This window comes from Sulfurimonas sp. SWIR-19, from assembly GCF_020410885.1.
Taxonomy (GTDB): domain Bacteria; phylum Campylobacterota; class Campylobacteria; order Campylobacterales; family Sulfurimonadaceae; genus Sulfurimonas; species Sulfurimonas sediminis.
In genome coordinates, this window is record NZ_CP084578.1 from 1,237,565 (window position 1) to 1,256,178 (window position 18,614).

The following is an 18,614-nucleotide window of genomic DNA, read 5'->3' on the forward strand; positions in this document are numbered from 1 at the left end:
ATATTATACACTACAAATAGTTAATAACGCTAACATTTATCAACAAATTCAAGAATTTGTCTTAAATTGCTCAAGCCACTCTGTATCAGAAACACTGTTTTTCTCTTTTTGTGTCAACAAAGCATCAATTGTATCTATAAGTGTTTTTTCATCCATAAACTGTAATAAATCAGGATTAATAGAAGTAGGGCGTATGCCGTCATAGCTGTTAAGAAGGTTTTGTATATCTTTGATAAGTTGTTCTTTTCTTTCCATTGTGTATCTGTTCCTGGAGTTTATTCGAGTATTTGTTCCCTGTAGAGTCTTTAAAATCATTCATATTAAACAATATGCAAATTGGTTAACATAATGTAAATGTTCTCTTTCATTCCCTTCGAAAGGGTAGGTTTACACGTTTAAGGTTACTGTAAACTTAAACGGTGTATCATTTCAACTGTAGCTAATTCAAATAACGCTTGATTCTTCAAGTCATACACTTTGTTTTAGTATAAATATTACAAGCATATTAAGCGGTCAAACTTAATGGATATGCTTGTAGATTATTTATGTCTTCTGTATGATATATTCTTATTCCTTAAACCTCCCTTTCTTTGCGCTAAGTTAATTAAATGTTCATCATCTAGCAAATGAACAAGCACGGCTCTTAGGATGTCATTACGGCTATATCCGTACTTTGCTTTTAAATCACGTGTCTTAATCTTCATAAGCTTTATCTCTTCAGGTGTGAAAAATATACCTATAGAGTACCTTTTTTTATCTGATGGAGGTCTGGCCATTGTGTCCCCTTTTTTTTCAAATTTATTCTAAAGTATAGCGTAAAAAGCCCTATTTTAGGAATAAAATTGTGAGGCTCGACCTCGACCTTTTGTGAGGCTCGACCTAGAACCTTTGTGAGGCTCGACCTCGACCCCTGAAATCCTATTAAAGAGTCTCCAAACTAAAAGAGCTATAAAATTAAAGAATCTATAATCTTGGAAATTTGTCGTGAAATGGCAAAGAACCTAATAGGAAATTCTTCACTGCGTTACGAAGTTTCTTTTTATTGGATGAAGTTCTGCGAACTCTAGGCGGTATCTTGACGTAATACGCTAGGGCGTATTAGTCGCTTTTTATTATTAAGAGCCGTAATATAGGGCTTTAAAAGCTACGTTCTGGCCTGATTATACGCATTAATTTATTTTTTTGCTTATACGGGGGATGTCTGTGTGGATGTTTTGCTTGGCTAAAGAGTAGCTTACATGTAGCTGTAATATTAATTTTAAGAGGGGTAGAGCGTCTTTTTAACCTAAAGGTATACATTTGTCTTAGATTGTATTTTTTTGAGCTTGTAGGGCAGATATGAGGAAGTTATTTTATGAACGCGCCGGTTTTATTTGAAAAAGTTGAATCCACGGGATGATATTTTGCCGTAAATGCGTCGAGTTACGCGGTTTACAAGCGGTTTGATTGAGCCTTGCGAAAAAGCTTTCGAGATGGCGGAAAAATCACCGAGGTATTTCGCTGCGGAATATAAAAAAGTTCTGATTTTGCTTATGCTCATTTTGCGCCTCTCGTTTTTGATGTTTCGTATTGTAGCACTTTAAGTTTTGAAAAGTCAATGAATTCACTCTTAATAAAAGTACCTCTAACTATATATACTAATTAAATATATAATATAGTACGATTAGGGGATATTTTGTCCTGCCTGCACTGTTTGCCGGCAGAATTACAATGTGTCAAAGCCCTATTTTTAGGGCTTTGTTCTTTAAGAAAACTCCGTGCATGCACGGAAATTCAAGGTGCCGGCAATGATTGACAAAGTAAAAAGAGCTAAATATTTAAGAGAGCAGGGTGTTAAGAATGAAGATATAACATCTGATACAGGTTTAAACAAGAACTATATAACTGTATTAATAGAACTCTACGACGAAATGAGCCAAATGCAACAAGTGGATGACAAGAACTCGGACTACGTGCGTATTAAAAAGAAGCGGTATTTAATGAAGTCTATCAAGTTGCAGCACAAACTTGCCGACATACGAAAAGAGTATCTGCGTCAGCTGGAAGTACTTAAAAAGAAAAGACAAAAGGTACGCGAATATATAGACCAGGCGGAGGAAATATCCGACCTTAAAAAAGAGATAATGTATAAGCAAAAAATGTTGAGTGTCACAGGAACGAACTTACAACATGCCGAAGACGGTTACGAGTACTTAAAACAGGAAGTGAAATATAATTATGCGTTTTGGTTTATAATGGGAATCTCTTTTACCTTTGCGGTTCTTTTAGCTTTTAAGTACCTGGGACATTACAAGTTTTTTTGATTAGCAGTTTTTGTTTTGTATTTGGTATTCATCATGTTTGCATACACACTTAAAATCTGCTATATCTTCATATTTTGAAAAGAGAATTCTATATTGTGTATTTATAACTCTAATTGAGTATCTGTTCTTATCATGTTTACATGTAATCTTTTTATAATGTAGTCTTTTATCCTGGTGATCTTCAATAAAAATCTTTTCAGTCTCTTGTATTTTAAGTAAAAGAGATTTATTTTTTTTAAATGATTTTAAAGATGATATATAAGACCTTAGATATTTAACTTGCATAATCAAGTTTGCCTTGATGTATTAAATTAGATTCAATTGAGGATATTTCATAAGGTATTTTTACTAAATCTTCATACAGCTCACTTGATGTATTATAGAACTCCATAAATATTTCAGATTTATTTTTGTGTATATCAGAGAGCTTGTAAAGTCTTTGAGCGTTCATCTTTGCAAGTTCCAAAGAATCGTAAAAATCTTCCAGGTTTTCATCCAATAATATATCATTATTTATTTGTATCTCTTCATATAGTTTTTTTAGTGATTCATGTTCTTTTTTCATGGAATAGATTAGATTCATTAAAATTTTATTGAGAATTTCTTTTTTCATGTCTTTGAAACCATTTGCTAATATTTCAAATATATTTGGTATCGCGGTTTCCATTTGCATTGGAGCTGTCATAATAGTTCCTCCTTTTTTCTTAGTGCATATTATAGCACATTTAAGAAAAATATTAGGATTCGATTAAACTCTAACATTACAAGTTTTTTTGATTAGCAGTTTTTATTGTAATGGTCATATTTGTCATGGTCGCATACACATACTAAAATGTATTCATCGGGTAAAACTGTAAAAAGTATGCGATAAGCTCCACCTAGTACCCTGATTGAGTATCTGTTTTTACTCTTTTTACAATTTATCTTTTTATATTTTAGTCTCGGGTCGTCTTTGTTCTCTTTGAGCAGCTCTATAGTCTCGTCTATAATTGAGAGCATGTTCTTATTTCTTTTTTGGAAATGCTTGAGGCTTCTTTCGTAACTTGATTCAAATTTAACTTGCATTTTTTATCTCATGCTTGAGCTCTGCTTCTAAAAAACCTACTTCAATGTTTACATATACGACAGTTCCATAAAGCTCGTCAATCGTTTTATAAAATTGCATAAACATATCTGACTTGTCTTTGTGCTTCTCTGCAAGCTTTAATAGTTGTTTGAAATTGTCTTCTAGCTGGAGCATAGTATCATAGAAATCTTCCAAGTCCATGTTTAACAACATTTGAGGGTTTTCTTCTATCTCAAAAAGTATATCTCTAAGTTTTTTGTTTTTATTTTGCATAGTAACGATAAGATTCATCAAGAGCGTGTCAATAAATTCTTTTTTGATACTGCCGAGTGATTGAACTACTGTATTGAATATTGACATCAAAGCGTCTTCAAAGTGTAAATGCGTAGTCATTTGATTCCCTTGATTTTTTAGTGCATATTATAGCACACTTAAGAAAAAAAGAGCGAGGAGGTGCAGCGGGTAAAAAGCGTAAAATATATATTTGTTGACGCGGGGTATCTTCATATCTGTATTAAGATAGTATATGAGCGCCAGGGAAATAATGCCGCTTATCGCGTAGAGTACGCTATAGTTTAAGAGTGCAGCGCATACAATCAATGCTATAAAGGCGTATTTGTTCTGCGCATAGTAAAAATGCAAAAAATGCACCAAATCGGACACCCATAACGTTTTAGTTCGGACACCTGTGACGGTTTTAAATCGGACAGTGATGACGAAAATGATTCGGACACTTTTACTAAAAAAGCGTCAACAAAGATTCGTTTAAGAAAGAGATATTTTCTAAATTCAAATACACTCTTTGTAAATTTATTTACAAGGGTGTTGAAAATGAGGATTATATCCATGAGATCAGTTCGTGATATTGTAAAGTACCATAGTATGGGCTTGTCAATCAGAAAGATACATGACGCTACAGGAGTAGCCAAAAGTACCGTTGCAGATTATATCAAACGGTTTAAAGAGCTTGGATTGTCAATAGAACAGATTGATGTTTTAGATGATGATGCACTCAAACTACAGTTTTTCCCCGATGTAGCCAGTGTCGTCGTCTCACGCAAAGCGATGCCAAACTTCAACTATATCCACCAAGAGCTCAAACTGCGTAAAAAAACCAAAGTGACACTCTATCTGTTGTGGGAAGAGTATAAAGAGGATAATCCGGATGGGTATCAGTACACCCAGTTTCGCGTGTACTACCGCCGCTTCGTCAAAAAAACTCAACCCCTCCATGCGCCAGACACACCTTGCGGGTGAGAAGATGTTTGTAGACTACAGCGGTGTTACTATGCCAATACACAATCAAAGAACCGGTGAAGTGGAGTATGCACAGATATTCATAGCCGTACTTGGTGCAAGTGGATACACCTTCGTTCACGCTACCCCAAGTCAAAGACAGGAGGACTTCATCTACTCCCATGTCAAGTGCTATGGGTTCTTTCTTTGGCGGAGTGCCAAGAGTGGCAGTTCCCGATAATCTCAAAAGTGCCATCATCTCCAATAATAAAAATGGTATCGTCGTCAATGAGAGCTATGCAGACCTCAATCGCCACTATGGCGTCATAGTAAATCCCGCACGCCCAAGAAAGCCAAAAGACAAACCAAAAGCAGAACAGGGTGTCCAAGCGATTCAACGCTACATTCTCGCACGCTTTCGCCACCATAAGTTTTTCAGTGTCGATGAGCTCAACGAAGCTATAGCGGAGTTGCTCGATAGATACAACAACAAGATTATAAAACATCTCCAAAAGAGTAGAACAGAGCTCTTTAATGAGCTCGATGCACCCTATCTCAATCCACTGTCTGCAAACAGCTATGTCTATAAACAGTTCAAGATTGCAAAAGTGCATCAGGATTACCATATAAGCCTTGAGAAATGCAACTACTCCGTACCTTACAAATATATCAAAGAAGAGGTAGAGGTACGATACTCCACACAGAGTGTCTATATCTACCACAAGAACAGGCTCATCGCTACACATCCACGCCTGCGAAGAGTCGGTGAGTGCTCGACACTGCATGAACATATGCCAAGTAAACATCAGTATGTAAACGAGAGTATGAATCCACAAAGACTGCGCTCTTGGGCAAAAAAGATAGGTGAATTCAGCAGTGTGTTTGTGGAGGATATATTTGCATCGATGGAGTATCCACCACAGGCGTATAATAAAATAGTAGCCATCTTATCGTTGGCAAAACTCTATGGTAACACAGAGCTGGAGTTGGCGCTGATGTATGCTACAAAGCATAACACCACAACCACAAAGTCGATCAGATCGATACTCGATAAAAAGCTCTATCTGAGTGACAGTGCCAATAATGTGCAACCATCATCACAGTACGCACTCTTTAACAACCACTCCAATATCCGCGGTGCGGATGAGTACAAATAGAAATAACAATCAAACAACAAAAAAAACAAGGACAAAAGAATGAATCACACTACCGTTGTCAACAAACTGACAGAACTTGGCTATAAGGGCTTTAAAGAGGCATATATGCAACAGATGGAGGATATCAACTACGATTCTATGGGGTTTAGCGAAAGACTCTATCAGCTTCTTGATGCGCAGGATATATTTTTACGCAATAAACGCATTATCATGAATCACAGACTCTCAAAAATCAAAGACAAGCAAGCAGCACTCGATGCTATAGACTATACACCACAAAGAGGGATCAACAAAGCACAGATTAGGTCATTATCTTCACTCAACTTCATCGATGCCAGACAGAACATCATCATTACCGGTAAAACTGGGACTGGAAAGAGCTATCTCGCTCAAGCGTTTGCCAATAAGGCTATATTTGATGGGTACAAAGCCTACTATGTAAGAACTCCTTCATTACTTGAGGAGATAAAAATTGCAAGGTTGGATGGAACTTATACTAATCTGCTTAAAAAGTATTCAAGATTTAAACTGCTGATTCTTGATGACTTCGGTGTGATACCTATGGGTGAAGATGATGCAACGAATCTCTTTGAGATCATAGAGGACAGAACACAGATTAATTCTACAATTATCACTTCACAGCTTCCTGTAAGTGAGTGGTATAACTATCTCAACAACAACACCATTGCAGATGCAATTTTAGACAGAATTGTTCACTCCTCCCATAGAATAGAACTGAGTGGTCCATCGATGCGAAAACTCAAATCGAGCATCAAAACTGACGAATATTAAAAAATCATTCGGACACTTTATGCTAAAATGGCGTTACAGAAAATATTCTCTTTCTTGGTGTCCGATTTGAAACGCGTTGGGTGTCCGGATGCTCCGTCATATGCAGTAAAAAAGTACAATGAGCAGGATTCCAAATATAAAGTAACCGCTAAAGAGCGAGAGTATTAACGCGGCCGAAATGATTAAGGTAGGGTAGAGGACCTTACCGGTTTTTATATTTTCAATGGCGTCTATGGTGTAAAGTCCTGCTGCCAATAAAAACAGTATATTAATTTCTGCGCCGAATATAAGACTAAAAGGAATCTGCGATACAGTTCCCCAGTTCACCAGGCGCAATTTATAATCGAACTTATTGCGTGTAAAGTATCTGTAGTTATGCGCCAGGACAAAAGCGAAACCTATAAAAGCGAATCTTCCTATAAATCTCATGTACTCGTTATTGTCATAAAAGACTATTGCAGTGTGGTCTATAATCATTGCTATAATAGAGAGCCATTTAATGAGTTCTATTGTGACGCTGTTTTTATATAATTTACTATATAGTAAATTCATTATCTTATAGTTCCGTAAACCATGTCGGCGCGTAACTCTATGACGAGAACGTTTTTATCTTTTATATTTTTTTTGAAAGTAAAGAGTTTGCCTATGATGGGAATATCCATCAGTATAGGAATCCCGCCGGTTGTTTTTGAGTCTGTAGAGCTTGTAAGTCCTGCCATGTTTATAGTTTCGCCTGGGTTTATAATCATATCCGTTCTTAAACTTCTTTTACGTGTTATGAGCTGTTTATCCTGCGGGTCATAGTTTTCTACCTGGTCCACGTTGAGGCTCATTGTCATATTAATTAAACCGGCACGGAACTCATTGAATTTTATCTCGAGTATCAGTCCTGTATCTTTGTCTACAAAGCTCGAGCTAGTCGTAGTGTTGTTGTTTGTAATTGTAGTTGTTTGGCTTTGGATAGGAAAACTTTTACCCTCTACAAGTTTGGAACTGTGTCCTTCGTATAAATAAATATTCGGCTCACTTGCTACCTTTGCTTTTCCTTGCTTTTCTAAAGCTTTGAGTATAGCACCCAGATTAAACTTAGTAACTTTTTGTGTATTGTCATAACTTAATCCCAGATCCAAAGCACCTTCAAGTATAGAAGATGATTCACCTATTTTTAATCCTCCTGCTTGCATCTCCATAGTTATTTTATTGCTAAACTCTTTTAATGCACTTGTAGAGACTTCATATATCTTTACATGTACATTTATTCTTGCCGGCGGTTTATCCATCTGCTTTATAACGCTTTGAGCTACAACCGGCACAAATTCATCTTTGTATGTTACAGCTATTGATTTGTTGTCTAGTTCTATGATGGAGTAGTTAATCTTTTTTTCAATCTCTTTTGTGGTCATATTTGAATTATTTGAACCTGGCTTTCTCTCCTGAAGCGGAGTGAAATTTTTTACATTGTTTGAAGTCTTAATGCGTTTGATGTTTTTAAAATAGCCCTTGAGTATAAAATCTATTTTTTCTTTTACTTTTTTTGTATCGGCAAATTTTATTTGATACATTTTTATTTTATTAATGAGCAGATCTTCTTTGCTTTTTATGATGTAATAGTTGTCACTATTTTTTACAAGCGCATAACCGTGTGCATTTAATATGTCTTGCAATACGTTGATGTTTACCTGTCCTTTTATTTTTCGATTGATATAAAAATTGAATGTGCTTCGGATAGATTTGTCTGTGGCTATATTTATTTTGTTCTGCGTTGCGACAACATTTATAAAGTCCTCTATAGGCATATTCGTATAATCTGCAAAAAGACTGCAATTAATTACCATGAGTGAAAAAATTGCTATTGCTATTTTCTTCATTTTTAACTCCTATGCCAAGATTTTTCAGTGTTTTTGTTGTGAGCTGATAATAGACTATAGCCGTATTATCCATGTTGTCATTATATGTGAGCGGTTTATCATCTTTACCCAGCAGCTTTTCAAATGAGTCGAATTGAAACTTTTTACCGGTTTTATTATGGATAATTGAATTTCCTACGATTAAAAACTTTTCAATTTTTGTACTCTTTTTTTCTTCTTCTGTTTTCTCTTTTTTGGCCACTTTTGTTTTATTTGTTTCTACAACAAGCTCTTTGTCTTTGCTTCCGTAATCTCCTAAAAAGAACCAAAATAACAAACCCATTATTGCTATACCGCCAAAGAGCTTGAACATGATTTTTAAGAAGTGCGACTTTTGCAGTTTTTTACCGCCGGAGTTATAAAGATTAAAAATAAGTTCTTTTGCCTTGAGCGATTTTGTTTCAAGTTTATTATCTCCAGAAAATGAAATCCATCCACCGCTGTATATGTTGTATGTAAAAATATCGCTTCGCCATCTCATAATCGGATTAATTGCGCGAATACTGTATGCTGCCAACTGTGTAACTGCGAAATTAAACATTTTATGATCCTGAGAGATTAAAAGGTAATCCTGGTCGTGATAGTGTCTATGATAAGAGAGCAGTCTTTTAAAAGCAGGCTTTAAACCAGAGCCGCCAAAAAAGTTATGTGCCTCATCAATTATAATAAGGCAGTGAGTAAATCCCTCTTTTTCAAACTGGGGCAGGGTATATTGTATAAATTCAGGATCAAGCGTTGCGTTTGGATCCTTAATGGATTCAAAAAGTTTCTGGTCGTTATTGTCAAAGATTTCAATATTATCTACTGAACTCTCCTCGATTCTCTTTTCATCCAGGTCTATATCTAAGAGCGGATCATTAAAAACTAAATCTTTTTTTTGCTTTTTTTCTTCGTTGTGCGTCTCAAAGTTAATATCTTCGGGAGCCTTGTAGTCATGTCTGTCTTCGTACGCCTTATATTGCTTGAGCTCCCATTCCCAAATCTTTTGGAGTCTGGCAACATCGAGCGTTTCCACATAGCGGTTAGGCGTAAAGCCTTCGATATTTGTATATATCTTTTTATACTTGTAGGTAGTTCCCGATATTTCTGCCTGGTGCATTTTTTTGATGTGCTTCCAAATCTCTGCAACGGCGTAATATGTTTTTCCCGAGCCCTGTAAGCCTACTAATAAGTTGATCAACTCAGGTACTCTAATATTTTATTTGTAAACCAGGAAGCTATCAGGAGGGATACATAAATATTGACCGCCTGAAAGATTCCAAACCGACATAGATAATATCTCACTGTAGGCGCTATAGTATTGATATCTATCGCACCTGCGATCTTTGCCATAATAAAACTAATTATCAAGTAAAGAACTCCTGCAAATATCGCTACAGTTGCATATTTTACCAACATATCCATGTTATTTATCTCCTAAAAATAGTAAGTAGACCGAGCAGGGTAGCCGACAAGATTACAAATATTTTAATACCGTCATAATATTGACTTACGTGTGCTTCCATAATTGGCAGCGGATTGCTGACTGTAAATCCCATAAAAGTTATATCAGGGTCAAAAGAGGGTGAACCGCATGTACTTGAACTGTTAAATACATTATATGACTTACTGTATTCAGAATCCAATATACCGGAAATATATCCGTTTATATCTCCACCGGTAACGTTACTGTCACCTGTGCCATTACTATCATTATTACCTGTACCATTACTATCTCCAGTACCATTACCGTCATGTCTGTTTAAGGCATCTAAAAAAGCATCTGAAAGGTCTTGTTTACTCAATGAGTTATTATTATCTGCTAAAGCATTACTCATAGCATCCTGAAAGTCTTGTTTACTTGGTTGTTTGTCTATCAATGCCTTTATATTGTTTAATATCTCCTTTTGCGTTGATTCTTTGTTTAACGTGTTTATCTTGCTTATAGCAATGTTTTGAGCATCAATAATTCTATCAAGTCTTTTTGTTATAGGTGTGTAATCTGAATATGTAGTATTAGTATCTGGGTCTACATAAGTAGTAACATTTGAATCAAGAGTATTATTAATATCATTATTTGTATCTGGAGGAGGCGGATTAGTCGGTGGGTTAATGTCTAAATCTGTATGATCAAAATCTTCTTTTGCAACTTCTCCACATGAAACCTGCTTGAAAGTCTTCACTCGATAATCACTAGTGCAATCATACTCTATGTACTTATTATTACATTGTAAATTATAATCCTGTATATCCAAAGCAATATAACACAATGGCTGATTACAATAATCATAAGTCCAAGATTTAGCCCACAAGCCAGAAGTACAAGCTGCTTTAGTATCATCTGAAATATAATCGCTAACCGTATCACTCGATTCAGTATCTTTTGGAACTTCACAAGTTTTAGCAGTCTTGTTCCAGGTCAAACCGTCATTACAATAAAAAACTTCAAACATACAACCGGCGGGATCATACAATCCGCCATTATCATAAGCAACTATTTTTGCATAGTTTATTGTAGTTTCATATACTGTTCCAGAAATGCATTGTTCTGGTGTAAGACTTTCATCCTTTACAAATTTAGGAATTCCTTTTTTAGTAGAATCAGGAAAACCGGCAGAGTGTTGCAAAGGTACACAATCATTATTTGAATTTAGTATCTGGTCATTAGAACAAATAGCTTTTGCAGGAGCGTAACAAGAGTTACAAATAGGTGCACCGCCAGTTGTTCCAGGTGCATATAAAGATTGTTCTTCAGGAGTTAATGAATCCCAAGGTTTACAAGAACCGTACTCCATAGGATAACTTGTCCAACCATCTGGAACTGTATCAGTACAAGTTGGAGGAGGCGAACAAGTTCCTGAATCAGGATTATAAATCCAACCAGGTTCCAAATTTGGATTTAATGTTGTATCAACATCACAAGGTTTTTGACAATTAGGATCTGAAACAGTAGATTGATGAAAAAAATCTGAATTACAAGTACCTGTACCTCTAAACTGACATCTACCACCACCTTCATTAAACACCTGTGTTATTGTTCCTGTAGAATTCTCACCCTGAAAAGAATCACCAACCGAATAAGCGTCACAAGTAGTATAAGATCTAAAATTAACATTAGTAACCCAATCAGCTAATAAATGCGATGATATGAAAATCAATAAAAAAACAATCTTTCTCATCGTCTAAAAGCCTCTTTCAAAACTTTAACACCAATAAGCACACCTACTATCCAGGCCCAGACTATCGCCGTAAATGAGAACGCGAAATTAAAAGCCGGTGAACTGCTTAATTCAAGAACCCATCCCATCTTAAAAGTTCCCCAGTGTTAAAATTACATAGGTAATAGAACCGAAAAACAGAAGTGCGGTAAACAAACCCGCAAGACCTAATATAAAATTTACCTGCTCTATAGACATCCCAAGAAATCCGGCCTGATAATAATCTGTGCAGCGTCCGAATGTTCCTGTGTATGTAACCTCTAATGTATATTTACTGTTATTTTGTGGATTATCTGGTGCCAGGACTACTTTATAGAGTTTTTTATTCAAATTTTCAACCTTTAAATATGGATTACGCCATCTTCCCGATGCAACTACTTGACCCTGTGTAAGATAAATTGTTGAATAAATTCTTCTTCTTGTTGTTAAAGAGAGCTCTACCTGCGTTCCTGTATTTAACAAGCAATACTGCTCATTTCCTTCTGTGTAGACTTCTTTGCCTCCGCCATTCCAAACACCATCAATCGTAATGGTTTTGGAATAAAGGAGATTAGAAGCAAGTATGATACTTGCTCCTAAGAAGAGGGGGCGAAACATACCCTTAGCCTCTCGCTCTCTTCATAAGTTTAATACCGAGGATGACACCGCCGATTGTTGCAACGACACCAAGCACTAGAGCTGCCAGAGTCCAGAATCCAGTCGGTAAAAGACTTGTAGGTATAGCAGTAGCGAAATCAGTCGCACCTGCAAAAGCATTTGAAAAACTTAGCGTTAACATCGCCAGTAAAGTTAATATCCACTTTTTCATGGAAATCCCCTTGTTTTTACCGTACTAAACGGTTTTTTATATCTCGACTTACATACCCGGCGGTTTTACGGACGGACCAGGTAACGCGAGTAGATTAATAGACTACTCTTGTACCGCCAAATATATGGCTTTTTAAATTTTTAGATTGTGAATCCTGTACACCTTTACAAACTGTGTCATCTGTATTGGATCCTGCTGATATTGTTAAATTGCCATCAGTAGTAGAAACAAATTTAATACACTGTGCATCACCATTGTATAAGTATGCGGGAGTCGTTACTGCAGTATTACTTGCCACATAATTCGTAGCATCCAATTTTAGAGGTACATTTGTTGAGTTTTTCCAAGTGTCTAAAGTTCCTTTTGATGTATATCTGGATCCTAAATCACTAATAACAGTATTTAAATTTGTACTCATTTTAGATACTTTTGCATCATCACGTGTAGCTGTTAGTTTTGGAATGGCAACTGCTGCCAGAATTCCCAATATAACAATTACAAAGATAAGCTCTATCATTGTAAAACCAGTTTTTTTTGATGTCTTCATAGTTTCATACCTCTCTCTAATAATTCTTTGACAGCAATGAGTTGATTTAGTAAATCATTAACAGTAATTTCTTTTGGCTGCACTTCTAAGAAAGTTATCAACATGTTCACGTCATCAATATTTACTTCCTCTTCTGGTGATTTGATTTCTTCATTTAAATTTTCATAACTCATACCTGATCCTGGTTTTGAAATTCCTATTTCTATACTCATTTTACTAACTCCTAATAATTTCATCTTGATTTACAAAAAGCCACTGCCACGTCTGTATCGCTAAATCTGTGTCGAGCTGCTTTACCTCTTTGTCCTCGATTACCATTAACAAGCCCAGGGCGTTAATGATGATCTCCTTGTCATTAATAATTGCAATTGTTTTATCTGTGTACTCCTCTCGTATGAATTTTTGAAATGCGTTGAAGTTGTCTATCTTTTTAAATTGTTTTGAATCGTCGGCAGCGTTCTGGCTTTCTTCGTCTGTGTGCTGTGAGCTATAGAAGTCGTATAGCTCTTTGTACGCTTCTTCGGCTTCACTGCGGTCTAGCTTCCTTGTCTCCCATTTGTTGGCACCGTTTAGAACGTAGGCATAGAGTTTTTTTGTTTGCGGGTCGTAGTTTATTTTCATCTCTCCCATTTTTTCAACTGTCGGGAAGAAATAGAGCACTAAAGGTATTTTAGAAGAATCTAGCAGCGCACCTATAAATCTTTTCTTCCAGGTACTAAATGCAAGAGGGCGGGCAACACCGTAACCGCCTTTGTCAAGTGCTACGAGGTAATCGCTGTAAATCCAGATGACACGGCGCATGTCCTGGTGATATAGTTTGCCTTTTTTTACACGGTTTTCTATATGAATCCATTTGGCCTCTTTTAGTGCTTTTAATCCGCGTTTGATTGAGGCTAAGCTTTTTCCTAAATGATTAGCAAGAGTGTCGTTTTGATACCAAATATAACCGCGTGTAGAAGCTCTGTAACTTATATACATGTAAAGAAACTTGTATTCGTCTTCTATTTCTTTGCTCAAAGCAAGTTTTGTTGGAATAACTAAATCACGAGGTAGGTCTATTTTTTGATTCTCCACTGTAAAAACTCCGTTTAAGTTTAGTGGATGATTTGAAGAAAACTTAAGCCGATTTAGCTTAGTTTGGAGTTATTTTAAATTAGCGTAGTTTATATAATGAAAGAGGCTTATAAGTGCCTAGAGGGCTTGTTTTTACATTGGTTAACATAATGTAAATTCTCTTGAAAAATCATCTGCTCTCTTGAGAGTGGTTTTCAGGCATAAGATAAGCCGAGTTTTGTAGTGATAGCATTAATCTACTGCACATCTTGCGTTGTGCCTCTAGCGAAACAATAGCATTGTAAGACGCTAACCATTTGTTTCTTGCTGCCATGTTGGGTTTACAAGCTCTCTATATTGCTATAAAGACTGGTGGTCTCTTACACCACCTTTTCACCTTTACTACCAAAAGGTAGAAGTTTGTTTTCTGTTGCACTTTCCCTCGTATTGCTACGGCCATTAGTTAAATGGAACACTGTCTTACAGCAGCTCGGACTTTCCTCTTGAATACAGGTTCAAGTTACTATCTCTTATGCCTGATGGAATTATACATAAAAATTCTAAACAAAGGTTAGAATATGAACATCTGTTCGTAGTCACATAAAGCAATAAGAACAAGTGTTCACTTGTGTTTAAGAAGATATTAACAAGTGTTCATATATAATTACATATGCAAGAACAATTGTTCACTTTTAAAAGAAAAGGAGCTTTAAATGCCTGAAAACAGGGATATACAGAAAAAAAACACAACTAAAGAAAAAATACTTACAGCCGCAACCACCCTCTTTTCACACTACGGATACAAAGGAGCCAGTGTGCGTAAAATTGCTGCTGAAGTTGGAATAAGAGAGAGTGCCTTATATAATCATTACAAAAACAAGGAGGAGATATTTCTTGAAGTTGCTAAAAATATCTTCTCTTCGCCCTTCTCTTTTTCAGAAGACGAAGTAAAAGAATTGGCATTTCGGGGAAAACCGTTTTTGCAAAAATATACAATGCAGTACAAAATGCTGACATTTGACAGGAAGAACGAAAACATGTTCAGGCTGCTCATGATTGAACTTATGCAGAACAAAAGCCTCAGAGAACAGTTTATGAGCCAATACCATGATAAAAATATTGCCTTACTCTCAGAAGGCTTTTTCATTATGATGCAAAATTCTTTAATTCGCTCTTCTGATCCAATGCTTATTGCTTATGAATTTATCAGCACCCTCTTTTATATCAGACTCCAGGTTACATTATTGAGGTTTGATGCCTATTCGACAAATTCGCTTGCGACACAATTTGAAAAACATGTAGATTTTTTTTGGGAAAGCATTAAAATATGATATTATAGAATATTAGATACTAATTAATATTAGACTCTTGTTTTAAAAAAAAGCAGCTCCTGAAAAGAACTGCTTTTTTATATGCTAAAGGTTGAAAGTTATTTTGTTCCCATCGCATCTAAAGCATAGGCTTTACCAAGCGCGTATGCTTTTTTGTTTGCCTCATGAACTTTTGGCGGAACTTTTGAAAGCATTGTTTCTATCAAAGACTCTTCCGGAAGTACACCAGTCATCGTGTTTGTAATCGCAAGAGCAACAACAGATTGAGTAATAACATTACCAACCTCTTCTTTTGCGATTGTAATAATAGGAATCTCAATAATATCCCATAATTTTCTGTCTTCATCAGTTGGATGAACAAGGTTTGGATCAACAACTATCTTGTTTCCTGGTCTTACCCCTTTTTTAAACTGGTGATAAGAAACATCTGCAACAGAAAGCATAAAATCAATTTCACCCTCGTTTGCATACGGATAACGAATCTCTTCATCATCAAGTGTAATATCAACAACAGTTGCACCACCACGAACCTGAGAAGTATAAGTAGCTGTTTTCAGTCCATATCCACCGTTTTTAATTTTACAGGCAGCCATAATTTCACCGGCAAGGAGAACACCCTGTCCGCCGACACCAGTAAATCTTAAAGTATGTCTCATCTATAACCCCTTATATTTTTTTCTCAAAATCATCTTGAGTGATTTTAGGACGTTGCCCTTGTGCTGCTTTTTGAATTTCAGCATACATATCGCAATACTCTTCCTGCTCAACTTCTCTCAATACACCAGTCGGGAAAATATTCAACTGCTCTTCTTCAGAAAGCGCTTCCCATTTTTTCAACGGAAGTGTAATATCATCGATCCATTTGAGGTTATCCATCGCAGAAACCATTTTGTTTTTACGACCAAGATTAATATGACAGTTAGAAAAAATATCCATAAATGAGAAACCTTTATGAGAAAAACCTTTTACGAGAATTTTTTCAAGTTTCTTAGGATCTGTCATAGATTCACGTGCAACAAAAGATGCCCCTGCTCCAATTGCTAGTTTACAGGCATCAAAAGTTGGATCAATATTACCGTTTTTCTGAGACACTGTCCACATACCACGAGGTGTTGTCGGAGATGTTTGTGAATTTGTAAGACCATAAATAAAGTTGTTAATTAGAATAAAATTCAAATCAATATTTCTTCTACAGCCATGAATAGTGTGGTTTCCTCCGATTGCAAGTCCGTCACCGTCACCTGCAACAACGATTACATGTGCATGCGGCTTGGCAAGTTTGATACCGGTAGCATATGCAACAGTACGACCATGTGTTGTGTGAACAGTATTACAGTCGATATATGAAGAAAAACGGCCAGAACACCCTATTCCGGATACGATACAAACATCTTTCATATCCCATCCCATTTTTTCAATTGCACGAATAGTTGCTTTTAAAATAACACCATCACCACAACCCCAACACCACAGTGTCGGCATTTTGTTTACACGTAAATATTTATCATAATTAAATGCCATTAAATCATCTCCTTAATTTTTGCTACCATTTCTGCCGGTGCGATAGGACGACCGTTTGCTTTGAGTAAAGTAGTAAAATCATTACGTTTGATAACGCGTTCAATTTCTTTTGAGTACTGACCCATATTGAGTTCAGTCACCATAATTCTGTTTTCAAATTTCTTACCGATCTCTTCTAATCTTTTAATAGGAGACGGCCATAGCATAATTGGTCTGAACAGTCCTGCTTTGATACCTTCTGAACGAAGTTTTTTCACAGCTTCATAAGCACCGAGTGCAATAGATCCGTATGCTATAATACAAACATCAGCATCTTCCAAATCAACTTCTTCATAGTCAGGAAGATCATCGAGTCCACCGTTTTCCAAGTGTACTGTATTGATTTTACCGACTAAACGTTCAATGTTAAATTCACACTGTTCTGCATCTTCGGTAGGGAAACCTTCATCTCCATGATGTAAACCTGTGATGTGGTATTTATAACCCTCAAACATAGGATTTAGAACAGCCGGTTTGTTCATTTCTGCTTTGTATGGCTTGTAATCTTCAGGATTGCCATGAAATCTTTCACGGTCAACTATAGCAGCATCAATTTCTTCAATATCCGGTAATTCAGCTTTTCCGTGCATGTGCCCGATTGTTTCATCAAGAAGCATAAAAACAGGAGTCATATATTTTTCAGCCAGGTTAAATGCACGTACTGTTTGTGTATAACATTCAGTTAATGAACCTGCACACAGAGTGATAGATGCATAATCACCATGTGTCGGATACTGTGCCTGACCGATATCTGCTTGAGAAACACGAGTAGGAAGACCCGTAGAAGGACCACCACGCATAACATTGATGATAACCAATGGAATTTCAGCAATAAAAGCAAGACCAATCTGCTCAGCTTTCAAAGAAATACCAGGACCTGATGTCGCTGTAAACGATTTTGTTCCTGTCATTGATGCACCAATTGCAGCTGAAATACCACCTATTTCATCTTCCATTTGAATACAGACACCGCCAACCTTTGGTAGTAAATCAGAAGATTCGTGCATTACTTCCGATGAAGGTGTAATCGGGTATCCTCCAAAAAATCTTGCTCCTGCTTCTACTGCAGCCTTTGCAGCTAATTCATTACCTGTCGAGATAACTTCTCTCATTATTTAGCTCCTTTTTGTTTCACAGACATGTAGTTGTTTGCAACAATTTCCGCTTGTCTTTTTTTCGCTTCATCAGTCAGTTTTGCAAAACTTTTTCCTGCAGCTTTTAGTTCTTTTCTGTCTGCTACATAAATAGCAAAATCCGGACATGTAAGTTCACATTCGTTACACCCGATACAATCTTCCGGATAATCAATTGATATCATTGCACCCAGTGTAGATGTTGGGTCATATACCATTCCTAATACACCGGAAGGACACACAGACACACAAATGTCACACGCTTTACAGTTGTTCGTGTTTACCCATACTGGTTCATTTCCTGGGTTTTCAGTTTTAAAAGTTCCCATTTATTCTCCTGTTGTTAAGTACAAATTAACTATGTATATTAGTTTGCATATAAAAGTATAGCAAATCATTATCAACTTTATTATAAAAGTTGATGTTTATTACCAAAAAAAGCATATAACGTTTAGTATCTACACACTTGTATTGAAATTTTAAAAAATAGGATTAAAGTATAAATTACAAAAACCATATACCGT

At 36.2% G+C, this 18,614-nt stretch carries 24 protein-coding genes and 1 other RNA gene; 6 read left to right on the top strand and 19 right to left on the bottom strand.

Annotated elements, in window-relative coordinates; all coding sequences use genetic code 11:
* Nucleotides 1–48 precede the first annotated feature (48 nt).
* Nucleotides 49–255, bottom strand: coding sequence for a hypothetical protein (locus tag LCX93_RS06490; RefSeq protein WP_151900277.1), 207 nt, complete (start codon nt 253–255; stop codon nt 49–51).
* Nucleotides 256–539: 284 nt separating this feature from the next.
* On the bottom strand, nt 540–776 hold the full coding sequence (locus LCX93_RS06495; RefSeq protein ID WP_226065193.1) for a hypothetical protein: 237 nt from the start codon (nt 774–776) through the stop codon (nt 540–542).
* 1,011 nt (nt 777–1,787) lie between these two features.
* On the opposite strand from LCX93_RS06495, the gene LCX93_RS06500 reads away from it, so the two are divergent.
* Entirely contained in the window at nt 1,788–2,303 is a 516-nt protein-coding gene (locus tag LCX93_RS06500; protein ID WP_226065195.1) for a hypothetical protein, read from the top strand.
* 274 nt (nt 2,304–2,577) lie between these two features.
* Here LCX93_RS06500 and LCX93_RS06505 read toward each other — a convergent pair whose 3' ends face one another.
* From LCX93_RS06505 to LCX93_RS06515, 3 genes are all read right to left on the bottom strand, one after another.
* Nucleotides 2,578–2,976 carry a ubiquitin-activating E1 family protein gene (locus tag LCX93_RS06505; protein ID WP_226065197.1) on the bottom strand — a complete coding sequence of 133 codons (399 nt, stop codon included), beginning with the start codon at nt 2,974–2,976 and terminating at the stop codon, nt 2,578–2,580.
* Between the two features lie 104 nt (nt 2,977–3,080).
* Nucleotides 3,081–3,368 (bottom strand): hypothetical protein, encoded by a 288-nt coding sequence (locus LCX93_RS06510; protein ID WP_226065199.1) that lies wholly within the window; start codon nt 3,366–3,368, stop codon nt 3,081–3,083.
* Nucleotides 3,358–3,762 (bottom strand): hypothetical protein, encoded by a 405-nt coding sequence (locus tag LCX93_RS06515; RefSeq protein WP_226065201.1) that lies wholly within the window; start codon nt 3,760–3,762, stop codon nt 3,358–3,360. The genes LCX93_RS06510 and LCX93_RS06515 overlap by 11 nt, the downstream gene beginning before the upstream one ends.
* Nucleotides 3,763–4,215: 453 nt before the next feature.
* On the opposite strand from LCX93_RS06515, the gene LCX93_RS06520 reads away from it, so the two are divergent.
* Genes LCX93_RS06520 through istB form a run of 4 tightly spaced genes read left to right on the top strand, consistent with a single transcriptional unit; the run spans nt 4,216 to nt 6,554 of the window.
* Complete coding sequence (locus LCX93_RS06520) at nt 4,216–4,626, top strand: hypothetical protein (RefSeq protein WP_226065203.1); 411 nt, start codon at nt 4,216–4,218, stop codon at nt 4,624–4,626.
* Entirely contained in the window at nt 4,601–4,846 is a 246-nt protein-coding gene (locus tag LCX93_RS06525; protein WP_226065205.1) for a hypothetical protein, read from the top strand. The genes LCX93_RS06520 and LCX93_RS06525 overlap by 26 nt, the downstream gene beginning before the upstream one ends.
* Nucleotides 4,788–5,762 (top strand): Mu transposase domain-containing protein, encoded by a 975-nt coding sequence (locus LCX93_RS06530; RefSeq protein WP_226065207.1) that lies wholly within the window; start codon nt 4,788–4,790, stop codon nt 5,760–5,762. The genes LCX93_RS06525 and LCX93_RS06530 overlap by 59 nt, the downstream gene beginning before the upstream one ends.
* A gap of 39 nt (nt 5,763–5,801) precedes the next feature.
* Complete coding sequence (gene istB / locus LCX93_RS06535; protein WP_226065210.1) at nt 5,802–6,554, top strand: IS21-like element helper ATPase IstB; 753 nt, start codon at nt 5,802–5,804, stop codon at nt 6,552–6,554.
* Between the two features lie 96 nt (nt 6,555–6,650).
* On the opposite strand, the gene LCX93_RS06540 is transcribed toward istB, so the two are convergent.
* From LCX93_RS06540 to rnpB, 10 genes are all read right to left on the bottom strand, one after another.
* Complete coding sequence (locus LCX93_RS06540; protein WP_226065212.1) at nt 6,651–7,106, bottom strand: TraX family protein; 456 nt, start codon at nt 7,104–7,106, stop codon at nt 6,651–6,653.
* Complete coding sequence (locus LCX93_RS06545; RefSeq protein WP_226065214.1) at nt 7,106–8,422, bottom strand: type II secretion system protein GspD; 1,317 nt, start codon at nt 8,420–8,422, stop codon at nt 7,106–7,108. The genes LCX93_RS06540 and LCX93_RS06545 overlap by 1 nt, the downstream gene beginning before the upstream one ends.
* Entirely contained in the window at nt 8,379–9,641 is a 1,263-nt protein-coding gene (locus tag LCX93_RS06550; protein WP_226065216.1) for a zonular occludens toxin domain-containing protein, read from the bottom strand. Before LCX93_RS06550 ends, LCX93_RS06545 begins: the two co-directional genes overlap by 44 nt.
* A gap of 229 nt (nt 9,642–9,870) precedes the next feature.
* Nucleotides 9,871–11,619 carry a hypothetical protein gene (locus LCX93_RS06555; RefSeq protein ID WP_226065218.1) on the bottom strand — a complete coding sequence of 583 codons (1,749 nt, stop codon included), beginning with the start codon at nt 11,617–11,619 and terminating at the stop codon, nt 9,871–9,873.
* Nucleotides 11,620–11,748: 129 nt separating this feature from the next.
* On the bottom strand, nt 11,749–12,255 hold the full coding sequence (locus LCX93_RS06560; RefSeq protein WP_226065220.1) for a hypothetical protein: 507 nt from the start codon (nt 12,253–12,255) through the stop codon (nt 11,749–11,751).
* A gap of 4 nt (nt 12,256–12,259) precedes the next feature.
* Nucleotides 12,260–12,466: a hypothetical protein gene (locus LCX93_RS06565; RefSeq protein WP_226065222.1), complete on the bottom strand. Its 207-nt coding sequence runs from the start codon at nt 12,464–12,466 to the stop codon at nt 12,260–12,262.
* 94 nt (nt 12,467–12,560) lie between these two features.
* Nucleotides 12,561–13,013, bottom strand: a complete 453-nt coding sequence (locus tag LCX93_RS06570) for a type II secretion system protein (RefSeq protein WP_226065224.1) — start codon at nt 13,011–13,013, stop codon at nt 12,561–12,563.
* Nucleotides 13,010–13,225, bottom strand: a complete 216-nt coding sequence (locus LCX93_RS06575) for a hypothetical protein (protein ID WP_226065226.1) — start codon at nt 13,223–13,225, stop codon at nt 13,010–13,012. The genes LCX93_RS06570 and LCX93_RS06575 overlap by 4 nt, the downstream gene beginning before the upstream one ends.
* A gap of 4 nt (nt 13,226–13,229) precedes the next feature.
* On the bottom strand, nt 13,230–14,087 hold the full coding sequence (locus tag LCX93_RS06580) for a helix-turn-helix domain-containing protein (RefSeq protein ID WP_226065228.1): 858 nt from the start codon (nt 14,085–14,087) through the stop codon (nt 13,230–13,232).
* Nucleotides 14,088–14,278: 191 nt separating this feature from the next.
* Nucleotides 14,279–14,605: RNase P RNA component class A (rnpB, locus tag LCX93_RS06585), an RNA gene on the bottom strand.
* A gap of 174 nt (nt 14,606–14,779) precedes the next feature.
* Between rnpB and LCX93_RS06590 the strand changes: the two genes are divergently transcribed.
* Complete coding sequence (locus LCX93_RS06590) at nt 14,780–15,397, top strand: TetR/AcrR family transcriptional regulator (RefSeq protein WP_226065230.1); 618 nt, start codon at nt 14,780–14,782, stop codon at nt 15,395–15,397.
* A gap of 98 nt (nt 15,398–15,495) precedes the next feature.
* Here LCX93_RS06590 and LCX93_RS06595 read toward each other — a convergent pair whose 3' ends face one another.
* Genes LCX93_RS06595 through LCX93_RS06610 form a run of 4 tightly spaced genes read right to left on the bottom strand, consistent with a single transcriptional unit; the run spans nt 15,496 to nt 18,419 of the window.
* Nucleotides 15,496–16,053, bottom strand: a complete 558-nt coding sequence (locus LCX93_RS06595) for a 2-oxoacid:acceptor oxidoreductase family protein (RefSeq protein WP_226065232.1) — start codon at nt 16,051–16,053, stop codon at nt 15,496–15,498.
* A 10-nt stretch (nt 16,054–16,063) separates the two neighbouring features.
* Nucleotides 16,064–16,918, bottom strand: a complete 855-nt coding sequence (locus tag LCX93_RS06600; protein ID WP_193149718.1) for a 2-oxoglutarate ferredoxin oxidoreductase subunit beta — start codon at nt 16,916–16,918, stop codon at nt 16,064–16,066.
* Nucleotides 16,918–18,072, bottom strand: a complete 1,155-nt coding sequence (locus LCX93_RS06605) for a 2-oxoglutarate synthase subunit alpha (RefSeq protein WP_226069419.1) — start codon at nt 18,070–18,072, stop codon at nt 16,918–16,920. Before LCX93_RS06605 ends, LCX93_RS06600 begins: the two co-directional genes overlap by 1 nt.
* Entirely contained in the window at nt 18,069–18,419 is a 351-nt protein-coding gene (locus tag LCX93_RS06610; protein WP_151900272.1) for a 4Fe-4S binding protein, read from the bottom strand. Before LCX93_RS06610 ends, LCX93_RS06605 begins: the two co-directional genes overlap by 4 nt.
* Nucleotides 18,420–18,614 lie beyond the last annotated feature (195 nt).

Excerpts from the sequence above, each read along its gene's own strand:
- LCX93_RS06555 (WP_226065218.1), bottom strand. The coding sequence starts at position 11,619 with ATGAGAAAGATTGTTTTTTTATTGATTTTCATATCATCGCATTTATTA.
- LCX93_RS06500 (WP_226065195.1), top strand. The coding sequence starts at position 1,788 with ATGATTGACAAAGTAAAAAGAGCTAAATATTTAAGAGAGCAGGGTGTT.
- LCX93_RS06520 (WP_226065203.1), top strand. The coding sequence starts at position 4,216 with ATGAGATCAGTTCGTGATATTGTAAAGTACCATAGTATGGGCTTGTCA.
- LCX93_RS06530 (WP_226065207.1), top strand. The coding sequence starts at position 4,788 with ATGTCAAGTGCTATGGGTTCTTTCTTTGGCGGAGTGCCAAGAGTGGCA.
- LCX93_RS06515 (WP_226065201.1), bottom strand. The coding sequence starts at position 3,762 with ATGACTACGCATTTACACTTTGAAGACGCTTTGATGTCAATATTCAAT.
- LCX93_RS06540 (WP_226065212.1), bottom strand. The coding sequence starts at position 7,106 with ATGAATTTACTATATAGTAAATTATATAAAAACAGCGTCACAATAGAA.
- LCX93_RS06575 (WP_226065226.1), bottom strand. The coding sequence starts at position 13,225 with ATGAGTATAGAAATAGGAATTTCAAAACCAGGATCAGGTATGAGTTAT.
- LCX93_RS06595 (WP_226065232.1), bottom strand. The coding sequence starts at position 16,053 with ATGAGACATACTTTAAGATTTACTGGTGTCGGCGGACAGGGTGTTCTC.
- LCX93_RS06505 (WP_226065197.1), bottom strand. The coding sequence starts at position 2,976 with ATGCAAATGGAAACCGCGATACCAAATATATTTGAAATATTAGCAAAT.
- LCX93_RS06545 (WP_226065214.1), bottom strand. The coding sequence starts at position 8,422 with ATGAAGAAAATAGCAATAGCAATTTTTTCACTCATGGTAATTAATTGC.
- LCX93_RS06610 (WP_151900272.1), bottom strand. The coding sequence starts at position 18,419 with ATGGGAACTTTTAAAACTGAAAACCCAGGAAATGAACCAGTATGGGTA.
- LCX93_RS06510 (WP_226065199.1), bottom strand. The coding sequence starts at position 3,368 with ATGCAAGTTAAATTTGAATCAAGTTACGAAAGAAGCCTCAAGCATTTC.
- LCX93_RS06495 (WP_226065193.1), bottom strand. The coding sequence starts at position 776 with ATGGCCAGACCTCCATCAGATAAAAAAAGGTACTCTATAGGTATATTT.
- istB (WP_226065210.1), top strand. The coding sequence starts at position 5,802 with ATGAATCACACTACCGTTGTCAACAAACTGACAGAACTTGGCTATAAG.
- LCX93_RS06590 (WP_226065230.1), top strand. The coding sequence starts at position 14,780 with ATGCCTGAAAACAGGGATATACAGAAAAAAAACACAACTAAAGAAAAA.
- LCX93_RS06490 (WP_151900277.1), bottom strand. The coding sequence starts at position 255 with ATGGAAAGAAAAGAACAACTTATCAAAGATATACAAAACCTTCTTAAC.
- LCX93_RS06600 (WP_193149718.1), bottom strand. The coding sequence starts at position 16,918 with ATGGCATTTAATTATGATAAATATTTACGTGTAAACAAAATGCCGACA.
- LCX93_RS06565 (WP_226065222.1), bottom strand. The coding sequence starts at position 12,466 with ATGAAAAAGTGGATATTAACTTTACTGGCGATGTTAACGCTAAGTTTT.
- LCX93_RS06560 (WP_226065220.1), bottom strand. The coding sequence starts at position 12,255 with ATGTTTCGCCCCCTCTTCTTAGGAGCAAGTATCATACTTGCTTCTAAT.
- LCX93_RS06525 (WP_226065205.1), top strand. The coding sequence starts at position 4,601 with ATGCGCCAGACACACCTTGCGGGTGAGAAGATGTTTGTAGACTACAGC.
- LCX93_RS06570 (WP_226065224.1), bottom strand. The coding sequence starts at position 13,013 with ATGAAGACATCAAAAAAAACTGGTTTTACAATGATAGAGCTTATCTTT.